Here is a 22,402-nt window from a genome sequence, read left to right on the forward strand (position 1 = left end):
TTAAGACAACATAATTTACCTAAAGTAGGCCGGTTTTCATAAGGAAAATCGGCTTATTTTGTCTCAAGAGGCCATTTTTTTCTTAACTTAATAGCATTGAGTCCGGATTGGAGCCAGCACGGAGCCCGGCTGCATGTTAACTTACCGCCCGTTCGGGTAACAGTTATGCCGGTTGCTGTTGTTTTTGAGTGGTTGGTTTTCCTGCTAAAAAAAAGGGTAGTTGTCTCCCAAAGAAAGCCGGGAAAAAGACCTACGTTTATGTGGCGAACTGGCTGCCCGAAGGACGATTAAGGGGTAATTGTATAAGGGCTTGGTTAGGACTAAGAAAGGTGCGCAGAGAAATTATACGTATTACCTTATCTTAAGAAAAGCTATCGGTACTTTCTTAGATAAGGAGAAAAATTTATAGTTGGATTAATTCTAAATACCAGCACAAAAGAAACGCTACAGTCTATTTTATAACCATAGCGTTTACCTTTTCTTAGGCGGTTGCAAATTGATTACAGCCAAAACCGGCTCCGGTAATAAATTCTATTGACTTGGCATTCTGGTCAATAGGTCGGCCGTCGTTTAACACCGGGATGATGTAATCCGGGTCCATTTTTGACTCCAGGTGACTTAACTTATTGCACTCACCGTAATTCTCCTTGTTGGCAACTACGGGTGCCGTTGGCTCCCAATGGTTGCAATTCGAACAAACTTTTTCCATAGCTTTTTATCCTTAGTTACCCTCAATATACCAGTTATCTAAGAAAATGTTTCTTATCGGCTATATAAATAGCTAGTTTGTAATTAAACTAAATTAAAAAGACTGGTTGCTTTGTTGTTTTAATGGAAATAGGCAGGATTTTGGAAAGATCTTGCGCCCGGGATTTAATGCCTACCGGGCCAATAAATCGGAGTCCCCGAAGTACGCGGTCTCGGTTGGCTACAGGGCTTCCGAAGGGACACCAATAACGCTGTTCTGCGGTCGGGATCGTCTCTGGGTATCCGGTTGCTGCCGCCCGCAAGCTGCGGGCAGCAACCCGAAGAGGCCTATCGGGCCTGTCTCATTTTTGTTACAAATACGTACCAGGCCAGCCAGCCTACACTTGCGAGGATGGTCGCGACGAGCAGTATGGGTTCCCAAGACAGGCCATACCGAAAATGCATAAAGAAGAAAAGGTAGGCGAAAATCGGCGCCGCAAGCAGCCAGTTGATGTACTTCCAAGCCCCCATCACCGCATTTTTTTTCGTTCCTGATTTTTTAAGCTGCCTTCGCAGGGCAATCCAAATTCCGGTAAGCACCAGTCCGGAAATTCCCAGGCCGCTGATAAACCAAATGATTTTGGATGTCAAGCCGCCCCAATTGCCAAAATGAAGGGGGTCGGCTATATCGTTCAGGTACATGATCGTTGGAATATCTTCCGCTTTTTGCACGCCTACGGCTTCGTAATCGAGGGGATCCACATATACCCGATTGGCTCGGTTTCTAACCAGTGGTACCTGGCTTTTTCCCCGTAAATAGATGGTGCTGGATGGCTGTCTGGGGGGAACAATGCCCCTGATTTCCAGTCCGGGTATGGTATGGAGGGCAACCTTAGCGGCCATGTCGTAATCCCACCGGTACGGAAAGGGCGTCTGGTCTGCGGAATCAAGGGCTACTTCTCTGTCCAGTTTTGGTGCGGCAGGGTTGGATATATCGGAAACCTTGCCCAGGTTGGTTCGCTCGGTAAAATACCATATCCCTGTCAGCGAAAATACCATTACAAAAGGAATGGACCATAGCCCTACCAGGCGGTGCAAGCTGCGGAACAGTACCAGCTTTCCGCTACTCCGTTTCAGCTCCAGGAACTTACGCCACCATTTTTTGTAGAAGAGTAGCGCAGTACCCAGGGATATTGCCAGCAGAAAGGCAAAGACCAACACCATGAAGTAGCCGATCTGGTAAAAGGGCATAAACAGGTAATAATGAAAATCACGAAAAAATCGTTGAAACGTCACTTTTGTCGCTCCGGTTACCTTTCCGGTAAAGGGATCGGCGAAAACATAGGTACGGTATCCGTCTTTTTCCAGATACAGGATATCGTTTAGATAGGGCTCTTTCGGCATGAGCCAGTAACTGAGTGTATGGTTGGGGTAGGCCTGTTGTACTTCCTGCACAATGGTATTGTAGGGCACCCGGTCCCCGCTGCCAGTGGCGCGTAGGCCCGGGTGAAAAAGCCAATCCATTTCGTTGCTCAGGGTAGCCAGTGTGCCCGAAAAGCAAACGATAAAAAAGAGAAGACTTAGTTTGATGCCAATCCAGCTATGCAGCTGAAACAATGTGCGTTTGTTCACCCTCACGTGCGTAATAAGTTAAAAGGAGTAGGAAACGGTGGTTAGGATGTTTCGTGGACTTCCGGGAAACGCCCGAATCACGTCGTAGCCTCCTACCCAGTGAGTTTCGTCAAATACGTTATTGATGTTGATTTGAAACTGCACCTTGTCCAGTTTGTAAAACAAAGCCGTATCAACTATGCCATAGGACGGAAACACGTCGGGTTCCTCAGCGGAGACGATGGAGCCAAACCGCTCGGAAACGTGGTTGTAACCCAGGCCTATCCCCAGGTCTTTAAATACTCCCCCTTCGAAGATGTATTTGGTCCAGACATTTGCAGTATGTCGGGGGGCATTCGGTTTTTGCCGGCCGATCACTGATTCCTCGTCGGCAGCCGTGATTTTTGCGTCGTTAAAGGCATAGCCCGCGACAATGGACCAATTTGGAAGGATATTTCCGCTCAGGTTCAATTCAAAACCCCGGGCTTCCTCTTCCCCCAGTTGTACCAGCCTTTCGGGGTTTGTCGGATCATTGGCATTATACAGGCCCCCTCGCTCTACGATTTGATAGAAGGCGAGGGTTGCACTTAGCTGATCGTTAAACAAGTTGGATTTCGATCCGAATTCCAGCATTTCGCTGGTTAGGGGATCGAATGGGCCGCCAGCCTCGGGGTTGATAAAAGCGGCCGCAGTTTGGGGTTGGTATCCCTGAACCCAGGTACCGTACAGGTTGGTGGTGGGATGAATGCTGTACACCAGCCCTACCCGGGGCAACAGGGCCTGCTGGTCCACCGTTTCTTCGGCTGGGCTGTTGTAATTCAGGTAATCATTAAAATATTCCTGGCGAAGCCCAAGCAGCACTTTCAAGGGTCCGAATTCAGATTGGTTTTGCAGGTAGATACCGTGGGACTCCTGCATAAATTGGTTGAAGGTGCGCTGTATGTAGCGGTAGCCGCTCATGTCCCGCATGCCGTTAGCAATGGGAGAGGTAAGGTCAAAATGTCCCACATTGGTGGCCGGGTTTCCATTGGCATCCATGACATAATTGGCTGCATTCGCCGGATTGAATACATTGGATGTGCCTCCGTTCTGTAGGAGATAGGACCGGGCCTCCAGTTGTGATCCTCCGGGCAATTGCTCTTGTCGAAAATAGTCGTATCCTGCCAGCAGGGTATGGCGGGTCGCTCCCAGTTGGTAGTCTACGTTCAGGTAATTGTTAAACGAATTGTTGTTCCAGGAACGTTTGCGGATAAAAACCCGCATGGCTACCTTGGTATCGTCGATGGATCCGTCCCCCAGCGAAGCAAAGCGGTTGGAAGTCCGGTGTTCCAACAGGTCCTCGTTGTAGCTGGAGAGTTGGTAGCTGCTGTTAAAACTGACCTGATCTGAAAACTGGTGCCGCAAGGAAACGGTGGCATTGATGGTGGTTTCATCCAGGAAGTCGTTGATGGCGCTCAGGGAGGTGGTAATGGGCGTGGTAAACAGGTTCCGGTTGCCAAAGGCTGCTTGTCCCCGGTCCAGGCGGCCCTTCGAGTCCTGGTAAACGATGTCGAAGTTAAGGCTGGTATTGTCCGTTGGTAAAAAAGCAAAAGAGGGGGCCACGACGAGGTTTCGGCTAAACTGCAGGTCCCGGAAGCCGTCCGAGTTTTCGAAGCCGATGTTGAGGCGATACAATAGTTTTTTATCTTCGGTCATGGTGCCGGTAAAATCAGCGAGGGTGCGCAAGGTATTGAAGCTACCCACCGTGGTAGAGATGGATTTACGGGATTCTGCCAGGGGTTTTTTGGTCACCCGGTTGATGGCACCGCCCGGGGATGCATTTCCAAACAGGGCAGAAGCCGGCCCCTTAATCACCTCTACCCGCTCTATATGGGGAATCAATTGCGGTTTCCAAAAGCTGGTAAAGGTGCGCATGCCATTCAGCAATGTGCCAAAATTGCGCTGGCCCTGTACACGAAAACCTCGAATGGTGATGTCGTTGTAAAAACTAAATTGATTCACACCAGCTACATTTTTCACCACATCGTTGACCGTAAAGGCTACCTGATCCAGCATAAGTTCTTTTGTGACAAAATTGATCGTTGCCGGAACATCCTTTATCAAGGAGGCAGTTTTTGTTGCCGAATAGGTTTCCTTGTTGTCGTAGCCAACTTCTCGTCGGCCGGTGATTTCTACCGTCTGCAAGGCATAAAGCCCCTGTGTGAGCGATACATTGACCTGAGTCACTTCTCCGGCGTTTATCGTTACCACCCGAGACTGGCTTTCGTATCCAATAGAGGACGCCATCAGGGTATAGCTACCCGGTGCCAGGTTTGGTAGGGAAAACGAACCGTCCGCACCGGTTACGGTTCCGGTAGCGGAACTTTTCAACGCGATGGAGGCGAAGGGGAGGGGTTCCCCAGTAGCATTGGTAACCTTACCGGTAAGGGTTCCGGTCTGTGCCTTCAGGGGCTGTGCTGCTAAAAGAACCTGAAGAAAAAAGACGAAGAGTAGGTATCGGGACATCTTATATTTATTTAGATTGATTTAAAATAATAGCAAATATGCAACATACCTTCAGAAGCTAAAAATTATTTAGACTAAATAAATATTGATTTTTTCTATGGATTTCACATTCCCTATTCGCTAATCCAATTGGCCGTCTGAATAGCCCACAGAGTGAAAGAGGCGGCTAAGTTTCGGAAACCCGAGCCTGGGATAGGCCATTCCCTGAGCAGGCTATTGCCTGCTTTCCCTTATGGGAATTGCGAAAGGACACCAGTGGATTGTCCGCTGGAGTTCGGCGGACCTGCCGACTCCGGGGTTCCTGATTCGACTCAGACCAGCCGCGAAACTACGGGTGTATTCTTTAGAAAAATAGCTGCAAGCCAGTTAGCCAGTGGCAGGGAATACAGGCAGCGATCGGGGAAAAGATCAGCGGCGCTTACGTGCGCATCCCAAAAAGGGGAAGGAATCGTGACTTAGTCCATAAACGCCGAAAAATCGTACCCGGCCGCTTTATCCACCAGCAGCAGTAGGAAATCGCTGCCCCAGCCACTGGCCCAGGGGGTAAAGCGGTGTGCTGAGCTGGTCTTCAGGTCGCCAATCGCCTTGACCCGGCCGTTTCGGGGATTGAACCAGTACGCGCTGACGGTTTCCGCATCCAGTTTTGGTAAATCCAGGTGCAGGGGCATACCGGTAGGGGTATAGGCAAGTAACAGGTCGCCCCTTTCCGTTCGGGCAAGTAAGCGGTGAGAGGTGTCCTCGGGATTGTCTCCCAGCAGTAAGCGTTGATCCAGTTGCAGTTCCTGCCAGGGCAGCGCTGAAAGGATGTTTTTCAGGTAGCCCATTTGCTTCGAACCGGGTAGGTCTAGCGCCTCCTGCCATCCCGTGCGCGCATTGATTACGGGTTCGTGCTTGCTGCTGTACATTTGCCAGATATCGTTGCAGCCGTAGGTGTAGCCGGCGGCTCCCGATAGCATGGTCCAGTATCCGGCCACCCGCACATCGGCATCGTCTAGCCAGCCATACGCTTTGTCTTCCCAAAACCGATCGCGAATGTTTTCGTAGCGGGGCTCCCCGTTGATTACCGGCCGGGTGGGCCTTAGGTTTCGCGCGTCCAGTACGTATTGGTAGTCCTTTGCCAGGCGGCTGTGCCCGCTTTGAAACATGTCCAGCTGCAGCCAGGTATCCTCGCTAAAAAAGTCCGTCGCTTTCTTTCCACCGACCGGATGGAAGGTCAGCAGGTGGCGTTGGTCATGGGCCCGAATGCCTTGGGCCATGGCGCGAATGATTTCGTAATGAGTTTCGTTCTCCATCGCCCGGTCTCCTCCCAGTATCCACACCAGGTTGCTGTGGTTGTGGTAGCGTTTGGCCAGTAACTCGCCATAGGTGGCGGCATTCTCCGGGGTAAAGATCTCCGGGCCAGCCCCCCACCGTCGGTTAAACTTATCTCCCCAGGTGGGCAAAAGTCCCACATATAGCCCCAGCTCCGAAGCCTTTTCCATCAGGTAATCTACGTGTTCAAAATAGGCTTCGTTTAGCTTTTCGGGGTTGTTGTCGATCAATGGGGTAGCTCCCTGCGCATTGGGACTGTTCAATCCATCCAGTTCGGCCAGGATCACGGTTTGGATAAGGGTAAAACCCTTATCGGCCCGGTCCTGTAGGTACCGGTCTATTTCTGCTTTGTTCAGGCGGTGGAGCAGTTCCCAGGCGGTATCTCCCAACCAGAAAAAGGGTTGCCCGTCCGCTGTTTCCAGATACCGTTGATTATCGGAGATTTTCAGCAGGGGGAGCTGCTGTCCGGTGGTGAAAAGGGTCAAAAAAAGCAGGGGTGCCAGCATTGCAAAGGGTTTCATGTTGATTTTCGGTTTAGGTTTGACAAGAGGTGCACATTCCACTGACGGACAAACAGGCTGCTTTTCCTGGGATGAACCTCCTAAGTAAATATCCTTTAAATTAGAAGAAGTTGCAACAATAGCAGGAAAAACCTGCTGTGGGTTTAGTGATCAGGGCCTACTTTTGGGGCGAAACTAAGATAGAAATTGGATCGCTCTCTACGTCTACATCGTTGCTTATTGGTACTTCACGTATTCATGCCCGGTAGTCGGCGTCCTCTGTGCCTTCTGGATTGCATAAAAGCTGTAGCAGTGCCTCGCCGATCACATCCATTTATGCATTCCGATAACGACGAGTAAAGGAATTGAATAAACCCTCAGGAAAAAGGCGCATTGGCGGGATTCGAATTAATGGGCTTTTTTCCGGATTGTCCTGGCGCTGTTTAACGTAAGGTGATAACGGTCCGGTTAGCTTCCAGGCGTTCTTTCAATTCGGAATAGGGCAGCTGTTGCACGGATGTGTTCGTTTCCAGGCACAGGTCGGCCGCGATGCCCGCCGCTTCCCCCAACAGCATAAAGGTCCATTCCAGCCGGATGGCTCCATAGGCGATGTGGCTGGCAGAAAGACAGGTGGGTGTCAGCAAGTTGTTGCATTCGGATTCCCGGGGAACAAGGCTGCTGTAGGGAATAGGAAAGGGCTTCCAATTGTCCCCACCAAAAACAAAGCCTTCGTTGTAGGCCTTGCCTTCCCGCACAATGCGCCGCACGTGGTGCACATCCGGAGGCCAAAAGGCAATGGCTACCGGATCCTCGATACGAATACTGGTATCTTTGCGGGTATGGTGCTCGGTAATGACGTAATCGGATTGCATTCTCCGGCCGTCGCGGATATACAGCATGCGGGGCCAGCCCTGGTTGTCGGTAAATTCGTCTTTCGTGGTACCCCACTGACGCCATTCCTGGCGGACGTTTTTGGGAACTTCCGGGTCGTTGGCCAGAAACCAAAACAGGCCACGGGTAAAATCCAGGTGGTATTGGTAAATCTCGGCCCGTTGCTCGTAGTCCCCTTCCGGGTAGGCGTGGTTCATGCCATACAGGTTGTGCGACAGGTCGTGCCAGGCCCCCAGATCGGTTTTGTTGCCCGGAATGGAGTAGGAAGGCTTGTACAGGGTACCGCCGGCGTCGAGGTAGCGCAGGTAGATCTCGTACCAATCGCGTTGGTAGTTTTCGGGCTTTGCAAAGGGTATGCGGTTGGATGGGTCTTTGGTCAGGCAGGCGCGGAAGCAGTAGGCCTGAATGCGCCCATCGCCCGCGCCGGGTTGACCCAGGGCTTCGTCCTGAATGGTATGAATCAACCCGCTCTGCGGATTGCCGGGCTCTACATAGGGATCCACAGCTACCTCGAAATTCCGGTAGGTATTCGATTCGCGGATGCCGTTTTTGGTTTCTCCGTAGCGGCTATTTGGCTCCCTACCTACGATCGTGGATATCCCGGCATAGTGCAGTAGGTCACCTTCGTAGGAGGCATCGATAAAGAGGGAAGCCCGAAACGTTTTCCCGTTACGTGTTTCAATGGACACGATTTTTTCGCCCTCTTTGGTTACCGCATCGAAGGCAAGGCGTAGCCTGGATTCCGTATAGACCGGGATTTCCAGCTCGGCCAGCCAGCGATCAAAAATACCCTTGGCCACATGCGGCTCAAAGCGCCAGGTGCGGGCCTGGGCTCGTGCCGAATCGAAGTTGGTAACCCCATAATGCCGGGCCACGTCTTTGTAAAACTCCAGGGTAAGCCCACCGATCACGGAATCGTTTTTAAAGCCGGAGTGATTGTTGATATCCGATCCACCCAGGCCTTCGATCGTCATGCCTCCGATATATGTATCCGGGCTGACGATCACTACCTCCCGACCACGCTTTTTTAATTGTACGGCCGCCAGGATCGAAGCACTGGAATTGCCGTAGATGCATACCTCGGATTCGATGAGCTGTTCCGGATGATGGCAGGCCCATCCGAGTACCAACACCAGCAATACGGATTGGGGGATTTTTCCGAAAGCGGAGTTAAGGGCGGTTTTCATGGTTTCTTAGTAACAAGGTTGTCGCGTTTCAATATACGACCTCTCACGAAAGGAGTCAAAACCTGCCGCAAAATCAGTTCCTTTCTTCAAAGGAATACGGATTTTGAAATGAGATGTCCGCGGGCAGCCTTAGCGCTGCGCCCATTCATCCAGGAAGAGTTCGCCGATGAGGTAAAGTTTGGCGGTTCCGCTAATGGCTACACGCTCGCCCTCGCAGCGGCAGTGCAGGTAGCCTTTGCGGGAAGAAAGCTGGGCAGCACGCAGGGTCGGTTTGCCCAGCTGCTCCGCCCAGTAGGGTGCCAGGGTGGTATGCGCCGAACCCGTTACCGGATCCTCGCTTATCCCCGCTCCTGGTGCAAAGAATCGGGACACAAAATCCAATTGTGTACCTTTGGCGGTGACGATTATCCCCCGGGCAGGAAGTGCTGCGATCCGCTCAAAATGTGGCTGCAGATTTTGTATGGCTGCTTCAGAGTCGTAGACCAGCAGGTAATCCGATTTGCCAGCAAAGGCTTTTGTGGGAGACAGGTCGAAGCAATTGCGGAGTTTTTCGGTTACCGGAATTTCCCGAACGGGGTCCGCCGGAAAATTCAGGGTTAGCTGATCGCCATCCTTGCAAACCGTCAGGTCTCCGCTCCGGGCAGAATAAAAGTGAATACTGCTGCCCGCATGCTTTTCGAAGGAGAACAGGACAAAGGCGGCAGCCAGGGTAGCGTGCCCGCACAGGTCCACTTCCACCCGCGGGGTAAACCAGCGGATCTGGTAGCGATCTCTTTCTTTTACGTAAAACGCCGTTTCGGACAGGTTGTTTTCCATGGCGATCTGCTGCAGTAGCGAATCCGGCAGCCACTCCTGCAGGGGGCAAACAGCTGCCGGATTTCCTGCAAAAACCCGGTCGGCGAAGGCGTCGATTTGATAGATTTTTTGTTGCATGTGTGTGTACGTATGCGAATGTAGGAATTCCATCTTAAAAATGGGCGGTAAGCAAGCTCATTTTCCTGCTAACCTGCAGCGATTGAAGGGCTTGAAGGTGCCTGGCCACCGGGGAATTTCTGGTCTGGAGGGCGCCGTTTTGCCCAGGTTGGTTGCGCGAAAGCATTCCCGATGTCTGCACCGCTGACAGTGAAAATCGGCAAAAGGGACCGGTTCCCGTTGGTACGATCGTTTTTTTCGCCTATATTCACCCGCGGATTCGTTAGAATACGAAAACAAACCGATGGCAATCAAATTGGAGAATGCAGTGGTCGGTCTGTTTGGTGTATCCGGTGCGTTTCCAGACAGTATTCACCAAATAATCCACGATATACCCGGTAGTTACCATGAGAAAAAGCATCTACACCTTACTTTTATTTTTTATTGCGGGCGGCCTGTTTGCGCAGAGTATGAAAGATATTCCGGTCAACGAGGAATGGCTGGAAAAAATTGAGTCCCTGGCCCCTTCCGACACCAGAATTGAGGCCCCGGTAAAGAACATCCTGGTTTTTTCCCAGCATACGGGCTTTTACCATTGGACCATCCCCCACAACGACGAACTACTTAAAATTCTTGCAAAAAAGACCGGTGCCTTTGAGATTACCATCGCCCGGGATATCGATACGTTTGAAAAAGAGAACCTAAAGCAGTACGACGCGGTTGTGCTGAATAATTCCAACCCTTCCGGTCCGGATCGGGACCTGTTCGCAGATTTGCTAAAGAAAAATTCCAGTCTGGATGATGCCCGCATTGCAGAATTGGCCAGCCAATACGAAACCAATCTGATGGAATACGTGGAGGAGGGCGGTGGCCTGTTTATCATGCACGGTGCCATTACCGTGCAAAACAATTCCCAAAAATTCAGCTCCATGGTGGGTGGAAGCTTTGACTACCACCCCAAGCAACAGGAAATGCACTTAAAGGAAGTAGACCCAGGCCATCCCCTGGTACAGGCATTTGATGGCAAGGGGTTCGTTCATACGGATGAGCCTTACTTCTTTAAAAACGCCTATTTTGACTACAACTTCCGCCCGCTCTTATACATCGAAGCCGATAAACTAGAGGGTGTCAGAGGGGAAGTGAGCAACAATACCATCTACGTGGCCTGGATCAAGCGGCACGGAAAAGGCCGGGTGTTTTACAGTTCCCCTTCCCACAATGCCCAAAGTTTGGAGCAGCCGGAGTTGCTGCAATTTTTTGTGGATGGGCTCCAGTACGTGGTTGGGGACTTGCCGGCAGACGATAGCCCGATGAAGAACTAAGCAGGGTCCTTAGTGGGAGTTTGCCCCACCCATCTTTATGCGGTAAATTCACACTTTCCTTGCCTGTTTCTACATATAAAAAATCCGGATAAACGCATGTGTGTATCCGGATTTTTTGTTGAAACCGGGGAACAAACTTATTTTTTCGTTTTCTTCTTCGCAGGAGCGGCTTTCTTGGGTTTGGCTTTCCCTTTTTTACTGTCTCCCTGGCTTTCGATGATTTCCATGGTTTCAGCAAAGGTCAGCGATTCGGCCTCCTTATCTTTGGGGATCTTGAAATTGTTTCTACCCATCTTGATATAGGGTCCCCAACGACCGTTCAGTATTTGTAATTCGGGGTTTTCGTCAAAGGATTTGATATGCTTTTTGGCATCCGCCTCCCGCTTGGCCTTGATCAGTTCGATGGCTTCCTCTTCGGTGACCGATAGGGGATCGTACTCTTTGCCCAAGGATACAAACTTGCCGTCGTGCCGGATGTAGGGTCCGAATCGCCCCACGGCGGCCACAATTTTCTTGTCCTCAAAATGGCCCACGTCCCGTGGCAATTTGAACAGTTCCAGCGCATCTTCGAGGGTCATGCTTTCGATAAACTGCCCTTTCAACAGGCTGGCAAATTGTTTTTCCTCGTCTTCCTGATCCCCGATTTGCACCAATGGTCCAAATTTCCCCAGTCGGGCAATGACCTTTTTACCGGTTTTGGGATCGATACCCAGCTCCTTGGAGCTGTTGACATCGGTGCGTTTGATGTTTTCCGTTTGCTCTACCTTGGTATGGAAAGCCCCGTAAAAATTTTGGATCATTTCCTCCCAGGGTTGCTCTCCATGGGCAATGTGGTCAAACTCTTTTTCCACCTTGGCAGTAAAAGAAAAATCGATCACGTTTGGAAAGTGCTCGACCAGGAAGTCGTTCACCACCATGGCAATGTTGGTGGGGAAAAGCTTGTTTTTTTCCGTGCCAGTGGTTTCGGTTTTCTCGGCGGATACAAATGCCCCATCCTTGATTACCATTTCGGTATACTTTCTGGGCGTTCCGTCCCTGGATTCCTTGAGTACGTAGTTTCGTTTCTGTATGGTGGAGATGGTGGGCGCATAGGTGGACGGGCGACCGATGCCCATCTCTTCCAATTTTTTCACCAGGGAAGCTTCCGTGTACCGGGCCGGTGGCCGGGTGAAGGATTGCCGGCCCTTCATTTCGATCAGCTGCAATTCCTGTCCCACGGTTAGGGGAGGGAGCAAGCCTTTGGCAGTGGACTCTTCCTCCTCGTCCTCGTCGGTGCTTTCCAGGTATACCTTCAAAAATCCCTGAAATTTGATTACTTCCCCGCTTGCGCTCAGCGTTTGATCGGCGTTGGAAATGGCTATGGAAACGTTGGTTTTTTCCAATTGGGCATCGGCCATTTGCGAGGCGATGGCACGTTTCCAGATTAATTCGTACAGCCGCTGCTCGTTGCGATCGTTTCCGGCCTCGGTAACCGAGAATTCCGTAGGGCGGATGGCTTCGTGGGCCTCCTGCGCTCCTTCCGATTTGGCAGTGAATTTTCGTTGGTGGTGGTATTCTTTTCCAAAGGCCGACGTTATTTCGGCTTCTGCACTTTTTAGTGCATCATCCGAGAGATTTACGCTGTCGGTACGCATGTAGGTGATCCTGCCGGATTCGTAGAGTTTCTGGGCGATATTCATGGTCTGGGCCACGGAGAAATACAGCTTTCTACTTGCCTCTTGTTGCAGGGTGGAGGTAGTAAAGGGCGCAGCCGGGGTCTTTTTCGCCGGTTTGGTTTCCAGGGATTTGATGGAAAAATCAGCTTCCAGGCAGTTTTTCAAAAAGGCTTCTGCCTCTTCTTTGGTATCGAACTTCTTGGGCAGTTCCGCTTGCAGCTGCTTTCCTTCTACGTCAAAAAGCGCGGTGATCTTGTAGGAAGAGGTAGCGTCGAATTTTTCGATTTCCCGCTCCCGGTCTACAATGAAACGTACCGCCACGGATTGTACCCGGCCTGCGGACAGCCCGGCTTTTATTTTTTTCCACAAGACCGGTGAAAGTTCAAAACCCACCAATCGGTCTAGAATTCGTCGGGCTTGCTGCGCATTGACCAGGTCCAGGTCGATTTTGCGGGGAGATTCCAGGGCCTTGATGATGGCGGATTTGGTGATTTCCCGGAACACAATGCGTTTGGTATTTTCGTCTTTCAGGTTGAGAACCTCCTTTAGGTGCCAGGAAATGGCCTCGCCTTCGCGGTCGTCGTCACTTGCCAGAAAGATGGTCTCTGCCTCCTTAACTAATTTTTTTAATTCCCGGATTACCTCCTTTTTATCGGGGCTGACCTCGTACGTTGGTTTGAATTTATTTTTTATGTCAATGGCATTTTCCCCTTTGGGAAGATCCCGCACATGCCCGTAACTGGAAGTAACTTTGAAGTCCTTTCCAAGGTAACCTTCTATGGTCTTGGCTTTTGCAGGGGACTCGACAATGACTAAATTTTTTGGCATGGTTTACGTAGTTAAAGATAAAAATACATGGGATCCGGTTACTATCCGCTAAATTTGGCCTAAAAATAGATGTCATATACTTGTCTTCCAAATATTCCTCCCCCGCAATTTTTATTGCCGGGGTAAAATCTACATATTTAATTTTCAAAGCAACGACCAACGACAGCTTATGGTGAAGGAATTACTACTGGCCCGACACGGAGAAGCAACGGCACCTTCTTTTGCAGTGGAAGACATGCAACGGAGCCTCACGCCCGCTGGTTCCCAGCAGGTGGAACGATTGGGAAGGACGCTGGCCATAAACGGCCAAACCTGCGATTATTTGATCCACAGCCCCGCCAAACGATGCAGCCAAACTGCGGCCATTCTTGCCCAACAATTGTCGGTGAAAACCTGCAATGCTCACCGATCCATTTATCAGGCCAGCCGGGAGCAGCTTTTTCGGCAGTTAACGCAGTTTCCGAAAGAAGCCAATCAGGTGCTGTTGGTGGGACACAATCCGGCCGTCAGCCAGCTTGCTGCCTACCTTACCGGAGAGTCTCACCTGGTGTTTTCCCCGGGTATGATGGCTCGGATTCATTTCACCGACCAGGAATGGGAGGCCGTGTCCAAAGGAACCGGAACCCTGGAGGAAATCCTGCAATAGGATTCATTTCCTTTCCCAACCTGAGTTTATTCGTACGCAAAAACCTTTTTTTTATGTCAGCCAACCCTACTTCCATTACCAATTTTGATCCAAACGGTCTGGGCTACGCCGGCAAGCTCTTTGGCCTTCCCTTTGAACCCGAAAACAGTCAGCTGCTGATCCTTCCCGTTCCCTGGGAAGTGACGGTGTCTTACCGGTCGGGCACGGCCGGTGGACCTGCAGCCATCCTTGAGGCCTCCGTACAGGTTGACTTGTTTCAAGAGGACATACGGGATGCCTGGAAGCTTGGTCTGTCCATGCTGCCCCTGAACCCGGCACTAAAGGCGGATAATGATAACTACCGCTTGTTGGCGGATAAATACATCCAATGGCTGCAGAAGGGATCTCCGGAGGCCGACCACGAACGTTTCGCTGCCGTGCCAGACATTATCAATGCTGCCTGCCGAAAAATGAACGATTGGGTAACCGAACAGGCCGAGAAGCAATTAGACCAGGGCAAACTGGTCGGTTTGCTGGGTGGCGATCACAGTACGCCTTTGGGACTGGTGCAGGCGATTGCCAAAAAACACGAATCGTTCGGCATTCTGCAAATCGATGCCCATGCAGATTTGCGCCCGGCTTACGAGGGGTTCGACTTTTCTCATGCTTCCATTGCCTATAATTTCCTGAAAATTCCCCAGGTGCAGCGCCTGGTACAGGTGGGCGTTCGGGATGTATGCGAACAAGAATGGAACCTTGGTCAATCCGATACGCGTTGCCAGCTTTTTACCGACGGAAACCTGAAGGAGCAATTGTACGGAGGCAACACCTGGGAGGCGCTTTGCCGGGAGATCCTTGCGGCCCTGCCGGAGCAGGTCTACCTAAGCATCGATATCGATGGCCTGATTCCACAGCTATGCCCACATACCGGTACGCCGGTACCCGGAGGATTGGATTACCAGCAACTCATGTTTTTGATCAAAATGCTCGTACGGTCCGGCAGGAAACTGATTGGCTTTGACCTGGTAGAGGTGGCGCCTGGTAGCGACGGGGGCGAATGGGATGCCAACGTAGGCGCCCGTATCTTGTACCGGATCGCAAATCTGACCGCTGTCTCCCAGGGAAAACTACACTGGGGATAGGTTGGGTTAGTCGGTACTTCCGGTTAGGTTATGCGGGCTTACGGGAGCAAATTGGCGCGAAAGAGTACTTCATGGCCTGGCGGGCGTGGATTGCCGGTGATTTTTTAGCCCCGGTAGTTTTTCCCCCCTTCTTTTGCTGATTTTGTGCAGGAACGGGCCGTATCCCCAGAAAAAGTCCCAAGCTTCCAAAAAGTGTCATTTTTTATTAACCTGCTCCTCTTTCCAGGGGCGATTCCGGATTTTGGATAAGATACCATATTTTTTGGTTAAGATGTAGCACAGGTTTGGGGAAGTACTAGTCTAACTTAGCCTATCCTTTCATACCTAATCAACGCATATGAAAAAATCTACCCTACATCTCCCTTGCCACAGGGCCTCCCTGTGCCTGGGCTTGCTGCTGTTTCTAGGGCTATTTGCCTCGGAAGCGAACGCACAAAACCGGGTCAGTGGTACCGTTCGCAACGAGTCGAACGAGGTCCTGCCCGGTGTCAGCATTCTGGTGGTCGGTACCACCATTGGTACAGTTACGGATATTGACGGCCAATACCAACTCGCCGTTCCCGAAGGCTCCGAACGTCTTTCTTTTTCCTTTATCGGTTTCGAATCCCAAACCGTCGACGTTAACGGACGTAGCACCCTCGATGTGGTCATGCGGGAAGATTCTCAGGACCTGGGCGAGGTGGTCGTGACGGCCTTTGGCGTCCAACGTGAGCGAAAAGAACTGGGCTACACCGTACAGGCACTGAAACCCGAGGACCTGACCAGTGCCAACGATTTCAACCTGGTCAATTCCCTTAGTGGAAAAATTGCCGGGGTACAGGTAACCAATAGCGGTTCTCAGGTGGGCGCCTCCTCCCGAATCGTCATTCGGGGAAATGCTTCGTTCTCCGGAAACCAACCCCTGTTTGTCGTAGACGGAATCCCAATCGATAATTCCAGCAGCAACCTGGGAGGTGCCGGCGGTCTGGATTATGGCAATACCGCCGCAGACATTGATCCGGAAAACATTGCCTCACTTACCGTATTAAAAGGCGCCAATGCGGCGGCCCTGTACGGCAACCGGGCCACGCATGGGGTCATCCTGATCGAAACCAAAAAAGGGCAGCAGGGCAAACAGGGACTGGGTGTGGAACTGAACTCCTCCCTGGTGTTTGATGTACCCAGCTTTTTTATGGATTTTCAGAACGACTACGGACCCGGGCAACGGGGCGGAGAGTACGATTGGCAGCAATACCTGCAAAATAATCCCGGTTCCAACCTGAGCTATAATGAATACGCGAAACAAAACAGCTACAACTATGTGAACGGAATCGGCGGTGGTATCAACGAAAACGCAACTTCCTGGGGACCGCGTTACGATGCCGGCTTGCTCCTGGATCAGTGGGTGAAGGGCCCCAATAGCCCCTGGGAGTCCATCCCAAATAACATCCACGACCACTATTTTCAGACTGGAAGTAACCTGATCAATCAGGTAGCTGTGACCGCACGAGGCAAAGAAGCCTATGGGCGTGTTGCCTTTTCAAACCGTCAGATGACGGGGACCTTTTTCAATACCGACCAGACGGTCAATACCTTCAATGCCAGTCTCACCCTGCTGCCCACCGATAAATTAAAAGTGAGTACAGATTTCAATTACGTCAACCGATTTAGTGACAACATCCCAGTAGTTAGTTATGGCTCCATGACCAAACTGGCCTGGGGTGCTTTTCGAAACATTCCGCTGGATGAGGTGAAAAAGGTCTATCGGGAGCATGGCAACGAAATGGGCAGCGGCTACAACCAAAATGCCAACAATTTCTATTATGACCTGGAAAACACCAACAGCATGGACCGAAAACGTTTCTTTGGAAACGTCAATATAGATTACCAGCTTAACGACTGGCTTTCTGCCAATATGGTAACGGGCCTCGATTACTATACGGAAGAGAGAAAATCCATCACCCTCTCCCGTACACGGGCCAATATCAACAACAACCGCGGAGGGCAGTTTTCCCTTACCAACCTCAGCAGGCAGGAATTTAACAGCGATATCCGCTTGAACATCAACAAGCAATTTCTGAATGACTTTTCCCTGGTGGCCCTGGTGGGCGGAAACTTCCGGCAAAATACCGCCGATTTCCTTTCCCTCAGCGCACCCGACCTGGCGGTTCCGGACCTGTTTAATATTTCCAATGTGCGCGGAACACCGGGTACAAGCATGTCCGAAAGTCAGCGGGAAACCTATAGTATCTATTCTTCCGCTACCTTGGGTTACAAAGGGTACCTGTTTCTGGGGGCGACCGGAAGAAATGACTGGAGTTCTACGCTGCCGGAGGAGAATCGCTCCTATTTCTACCCTTCCGTTAACCTGGCCTTGACCCTATCCGAAGCGCTGAACATGACTTCCAGGACCCTGAGTCATGCACAGGTCCGGGCCAGTTTGGCGCAGGTGGGTTCGGATACCGATCCGTACCAACTGATGGGAACTTATGGAACAACTACCTTTAACAATATTTCTTTATTTACTCCCACTGCTGTAAAGCCGCCCACCAACCTGCTGCCGGAAATGACCACCTCCTTTGAAGTGGGGGCTGATCTGCGCTTTTTCTCGGATCGCTTATCGCTGGATGCAACCTATTACCGGCAGGTGACCGAAAACATGATCTTGCAGGTGCCGACCGCCCGGTCCACGGGTTACGCTTCCCAATTGATCAATGCCGCAGAAATTGAAAACAAGGGCATTGAAATCATTTTGCGAGGTAGCCTGGTTCAACGGGGAGACTTTTCCTGGGACGCGACCGTAAACTGGGCCAAAAACACCAGTACGGTGGAATCGCTGTACCAGGGGCTGGAAAACATTACCATCAGTTCCGGTTTTGGCGGGGTTCGGCTGGTCGGCACGCCCGGGCAGCCCTGGGGGGACCTGAGTGGCCTGCCCTACGTGCGAGACGATAGTGGCAACATCATGATCAATCCAAACGGGACACCCATGACCACCAACCAACAGGTGATTTTGGGAAATGTTACCCCGGATTGGATCGGAGGGATACAGAACAGCTTCCGGTACAAGAATGTTACCTTCGGAGGATTGTTTGACTTCCGCATGGGGGGAGATTTCTTCAGCACCACGTATTGGCATTCGTATCCCACAGGAGCTTTTGAAAACAGCGTCCAAAACAACGTGCGGGCCGAGGGGATTGTGGTCGAGGGTGTTCAGGGAGATGGCTCACCAAACGATGTTCGCATCTCGGCGCAAGACTATTACAATGGATCCTGGGTGTGGAACAACCATGAGTACTCCATCATCGATGGGTCCTTTATAAAACTGCGGGAGCTCACGCTGGGCTACCGATTTTCGGTTTGGAAGTTGCAAAACGTCAACGTTTCGGTGTTCGGTCGTAACCTCGCGATCCTGCACCGAAGCGCCAAAGCAAAGGAGCTGGGCCTGGATCCCGAATCCGCTTCCCAGATGGGAGGGGGTGAGGCCGGTACCGGCTTTGAAAACTTCATGCCGCCCACCAATCGGTCCTATGGATTCAATCTACGGATCGCCCTATGAGAGGGAATTGTACGAGTCAGGTAAACCAATATTTCGCTAAAATGTGCTCCAAATGAAACATACCATCAACTATAAACTCACCGGGTTCGTGCTCGCTTCCGCCCTGATTTTCGCTTCTTGTACAGAAGATTGGAACGAGATGAATGTCAACCCCAATCAGCCGTCGGAAGTACCTGCCAGCAACGTGCTGGGTGCCGGCATGACCGTAGTAGCCGGACAACTGTTCGGCGAACGCATCGGTATTTATTACGCGGGCACCTGGTCCGGTCAACTGGCAGCTATTGGTGCCGGGGATTACGAATTCCGGGTGGATATCAATAACAGCCAATGGGACAACCTGTACCGGGGCATGGCCTATTTTGTGGATGCAGCGGAAATCGCCCGGGAGGAAGGAAACCAAAACCTGGAAGCAGTTTCCCTGATCATGAAAGCGTATACGGCCCATCAGGTTTCGGACATGTGGGGAGATATTCCCTACACACAAGCCTTTTTACTGGATAAAGAGGGGATTTTGAGTCCGGAATTTGACACGCAGGCAGTGGTGTATGACACAATTCTGGAAGAACTGGAAGCAGCTAATTCCATGCTGGATCCAAGTGGTCCGGCAATCGGAGTAGGCGATTTTATCTATGGAGGGGATATTGCAAAGTGGCAAAAATTCGCCAATTCCATCCGGTTGCGGGTGGCCATGCGCATGTCGTCCGTGGTCCCTCAGGATGCGGCGTCGGTCTTGAACCAAATTCTGGGCAATCCTTCCACCTACCCGGTATTTGAAGACCACAGCGATAATGCCTACTTGCACTGGCCGGGGATCAGTTCCAATATCGAACCCTGGCGGCAGCGCCTGGGCACACCCACCAACAAAAACGATCAATACCGCACCAATTACGACCTGATCGAACGGCTCAAGGACATGGACGATCCGAGATTACCGGTCTATGCCGATGAGAACCTAAATGGGTTCTTCAATGGGTACAAAATGGGAATCGGACAGACCAGCGATCCCATGAATGCCCAGGCAAATGTATCGCATATCGGAGACCGATTTGGATACGATGACGAGGGTTTTTCTCCCTTTATGAATGCGGCCCAGGTTTGGTTTATCAAAGCCGAAGCGTTTGAAAGAAACCTCGTTGCTGGAGGCAATAGCCAGGAAGCCTACGAAACAGGCATTACTGTATCCCTTCAGGAAAACGGTATCTCCCAGGACCTGATCGACGATTACTTGCAACGTCCGGGCGTTGCCTGGGATTCCGGTACGTCCACTAACCTGGAAAAAATCCGACTGCAGAACTGGATCGCTCTGTATAAGCAAAGTGTGGAAGCCTGGGCGGAGGTACGCAGAACGGATGTGCCCCTGCTGGACAAGGTTTCCAACGACTACGCCGCCAACCACAACCGACCGCCGTTCCGCATGGCCTATCCAGCCAATGAAATTGCCCACAACCAACGTTTCCCGACCGATGTTGTCGAGGAAGATATTTTCTATGGAATACAGGTATGGTGGGATACCCGGACCGGGGTAGAATAGGTGACCTTGCAAATGCCTGCCGACACGGTCAATCGGCTGCGAGCAGCGTTCGGTTGCCCTATTTGGCTACCATGACCAGGGGTGTTGTGCTGCACCAGTGCCACTAGCGAGGCACCGTCCGGAGTACAACACCCCATGCATCCCGTTCCGCCTTACACATGCCGAAGGATGGGGCCGTGTTGCTCCACGGTACACAGACTGCAAAACTTCAACCATGTAATCAAAAAGTGCTATGTATGTACGACTCTTTGTCAGTGGCTTATTGCTTGGGATTAGCGGTCTGCTGATCCATGCCACCACTCCTCAGCCGAAAAATTCGGCCCTTGCGACCAATGAAATTTCCCAGCGGGCAAACGGACTGCACGGCTACATCGGCTACAGTTCGCCAAGGCGGCCGGAAGGATTCGGTGCGGGCATAGGCTTTTACACAGCGGTATGGCCGCTGGTAGAAAAGCCCCTTGCCGGATTTCAAATCGGACTCCCCGGCAATTGGATCATTCCGGATAATCCGGACAACAAGGACATGCCCTGCTGTCCCGAAGGTACCATCGCCCGTACCTGGGAACCCCGGGGACCTACCTGGGCCAGTGTGTTTCAAACCCAGGAAGGGGGCCTGGGCTACTGGCGGGGAAACCGCTACCACTACGGACCACCCAAATTCAGCATGAACGGGGTACCCGATTGCTACAATTCGGAAATTGCCTCTCCCGGTTGGCCCTTTTTTTACCGGGCGGCTGCCTTGCCGGAAGACCAGCTGGGGATCGCTCAGCTTAGCAACCGTATACTGGTGCCACCCGATGGAATCACCTTTGTGGAAGACCTGGAAGGAAAGTTTTTGGGCTATACGCACATGATGCTGCCACTTACCGAAAAGCGCGAAGGACCACCACCTACTGGCGACCAAAGCTGGACCCTGTTTCTCAATTCCGCGAATTTTAAGGGACCCGTGGCGTTTTATATTCCCGAAATGTGGAGTCGCCTTTCCAAAGAGTACCCCGCCATCGAAGGCATGGGGTTGGACGCCCGGGAAGGAACCATGGGCGGAGGAGGTGCCATGGAAATCAATACCGTACCCTCCTTCGAAATGAAAACACCGGAAGGGGAATTGTACATTAAAATCCCCCAATTGCAATTTCCCGTCGATGCGCAGGGACGTTCGTTACTCGTGCAGGACGTTACCTATTACTCCAAAGACGCCTTGTTTAATCCCGTAAAGGCCTGGAAAAACGGAGGCGAAGCGGTTTCCGGAGCCTTTCGCGAAGCCCATTCCTGGAAACCTGATATCAGTCCCAGGAAAATTTCTCTCGATGGGGGTGCTCAACTTAATGCCGGAGGCACCAAGCTGGGCGGCCTGGAATCGGTCGTGGAAGCCATCGTAACCGATTCCAACGCCTTCGGTTTGCAGTGGCAGGAAAACCCCTTTGGAAAGCAGGGTCGTTTTCCGGAGTACTTCAAGCAAGTGGGAGACCTGCGGGTGCCCATACCGGAAGCGGAGGCCCCGGAAGAGTTAACAGAAAGTACGTTCGCTCTGGCAGGTACCGAGAAGGAATACATCAACTGGCGGGATGGAAACGAGATCGTTTCGGGAAATTTTCGGATTGACAAAGAGCTTCCCTATTCTACGCCCACTACGGGTGCCTGGGCGCATCCGGGACCTGCTTCCGAAGCTTATTCCGTAGACCTAAAGGATGGATCAACGGTTACCTACAAGTGGTACCGCTTTATTGACCAGCCTTCTTTTCAGCAATTTAACTGGAGCACCGAAGAAAAAGCCGCGCTGCAGGCCCTGGTAGAAAAGATCCACCGAAACTGGACCATTGACAAAACCTACATGGCACCGCCCAGTTCCGGCGGGCTGGTCGCCATTGACCCGGTGTTGATCCTCAGTCCTCCGGCCGGCATGGAAGTGGGGTATGTTCCCATCGTGGTCCGTCAGGAGCGGAAATTGGTTGCGGAATCGGATCGGTCGACTTCGGCACTTGCTAGAAGATGACCCGGTGATTTCCGTGAATATACGGGCTGTTTGTAATCCGGAGGATTGGGCAAAAGAAGCTTCAGGAAGCCAATACCGTATCGGTGCAGTGGCCTTTGGGGCTTCGGTTTACAAAAAAATAATTGGCAATCTATGGTTGGTTGCCCTAGCTAATGATATTTTCG

General features: G+C 51.5%; 13 protein-coding genes. 6 read left to right on the forward strand and 7 right to left on the reverse strand.

Annotated features, from left to right (window positions below):
* Window positions 1-481 precede the first annotated feature (481 nt).
* The 6 genes from GCU44_RS03950 to GCU44_RS03975 form a co-directional block, all read right to left on the reverse strand.
* Entirely contained in the window at window positions 482-709 is a 228-nt protein-coding gene (locus GCU44_RS03950; RefSeq protein WP_092168152.1) for a hypothetical protein, read from the reverse strand.
* A gap of 326 nt (window positions 710-1,035) precedes the next feature.
* Window positions 1,036-2,319, reverse strand: coding sequence for a PepSY-associated TM helix domain-containing protein (locus GCU44_RS03955; RefSeq protein ID WP_161993889.1), 1,284 nt, complete (start codon window positions 2,317-2,319; stop codon window positions 1,036-1,038).
* An 18-nt stretch (window positions 2,320-2,337) separates the two neighbouring features.
* Window positions 2,338-4,803 carry a TonB-dependent receptor gene (locus GCU44_RS03960; RefSeq protein ID WP_154854103.1) on the reverse strand — a complete coding sequence of 822 codons (2,466 nt, stop codon included), beginning with the start codon at window positions 4,801-4,803 and terminating at the stop codon, window positions 2,338-2,340.
* A 455-nt stretch (window positions 4,804-5,258) separates the two neighbouring features.
* Entirely contained in the window at window positions 5,259-6,635 is a 1,377-nt protein-coding gene (locus tag GCU44_RS03965; RefSeq protein ID WP_154854106.1) for a glycoside hydrolase family 140 protein, read from the reverse strand.
* Between the two features lie 422 nt (window positions 6,636-7,057).
* Complete coding sequence (locus tag GCU44_RS03970; protein ID WP_154854110.1) at window positions 7,058-8,692, reverse strand: FAD-dependent oxidoreductase; 1,635 nt, start codon at window positions 8,690-8,692, stop codon at window positions 7,058-7,060.
* A gap of 129 nt (window positions 8,693-8,821) precedes the next feature.
* On the reverse strand, window positions 8,822-9,625 hold the full coding sequence (locus GCU44_RS03975) for a PhzF family phenazine biosynthesis protein (RefSeq protein WP_154854113.1): 804 nt from the start codon (window positions 9,623-9,625) through the stop codon (window positions 8,822-8,824).
* Window positions 9,626-10,011: 386 nt separating this feature from the next.
* Between GCU44_RS03975 and GCU44_RS03980 the strand changes: the two genes are divergently transcribed.
* Window positions 10,012-10,926 carry a ThuA domain-containing protein gene (locus tag GCU44_RS03980; RefSeq protein WP_092168167.1) on the forward strand — a complete coding sequence of 305 codons (915 nt, stop codon included), beginning with the start codon at window positions 10,012-10,014 and terminating at the stop codon, window positions 10,924-10,926.
* 137 nt (window positions 10,927-11,063) lie between these two features.
* On the opposite strand, the gene topA is transcribed toward GCU44_RS03980, so the two are convergent.
* Window positions 11,064-13,409, reverse strand: a complete 2,346-nt coding sequence (gene topA, locus GCU44_RS03985; RefSeq protein WP_154854115.1) for a type I DNA topoisomerase — start codon at window positions 13,407-13,409, stop codon at window positions 11,064-11,066.
* A 169-nt stretch (window positions 13,410-13,578) separates the two neighbouring features.
* Here topA and GCU44_RS03990 point away from each other — a divergent pair, with 169 nt between their 5' ends.
* The 5 genes from GCU44_RS03990 (at window position 13,579) to GCU44_RS04010 (ending at window position 22,238) form a co-directional block, all read left to right on the forward strand.
* Window positions 13,579-14,055, forward strand: a complete 477-nt coding sequence (locus tag GCU44_RS03990) for a SixA phosphatase family protein (RefSeq protein ID WP_154854118.1) — start codon at window positions 13,579-13,581, stop codon at window positions 14,053-14,055.
* 53 nt (window positions 14,056-14,108) lie between these two features.
* Window positions 14,109-15,176, forward strand: a complete 1,068-nt coding sequence (locus tag GCU44_RS03995; protein ID WP_154854121.1) for an agmatinase family protein — start codon at window positions 14,109-14,111, stop codon at window positions 15,174-15,176.
* A 337-nt stretch (window positions 15,177-15,513) separates the two neighbouring features.
* On the forward strand, window positions 15,514-18,714 hold the full coding sequence (locus tag GCU44_RS04000; RefSeq protein ID WP_092168179.1) for a SusC/RagA family TonB-linked outer membrane protein: 3,201 nt from the start codon (window positions 15,514-15,516) through the stop codon (window positions 18,712-18,714).
* A gap of 52 nt (window positions 18,715-18,766) precedes the next feature.
* Window positions 18,767-20,245: a SusD/RagB family nutrient-binding outer membrane lipoprotein gene (locus tag GCU44_RS04005; RefSeq protein ID WP_154854124.1), complete on the forward strand. Its 1,479-nt coding sequence runs from the start codon at window positions 18,767-18,769 to the stop codon at window positions 20,243-20,245.
* Window positions 20,246-20,477: 232 nt separating this feature from the next.
* Entirely contained in the window at window positions 20,478-22,238 is a 1,761-nt protein-coding gene (locus tag GCU44_RS04010; RefSeq protein WP_241684831.1) for a hypothetical protein, read from the forward strand.
* Window positions 22,239-22,402: the final 164 nt, after the last annotated feature.

Origin of the sequence: Cyclobacterium xiamenense (assembly GCF_009467825.1) — a bacterium.
Classification (GTDB): domain Bacteria; phylum Bacteroidota; class Bacteroidia; order Cytophagales; family Cyclobacteriaceae; genus Cyclobacterium; species Cyclobacterium xiamenense.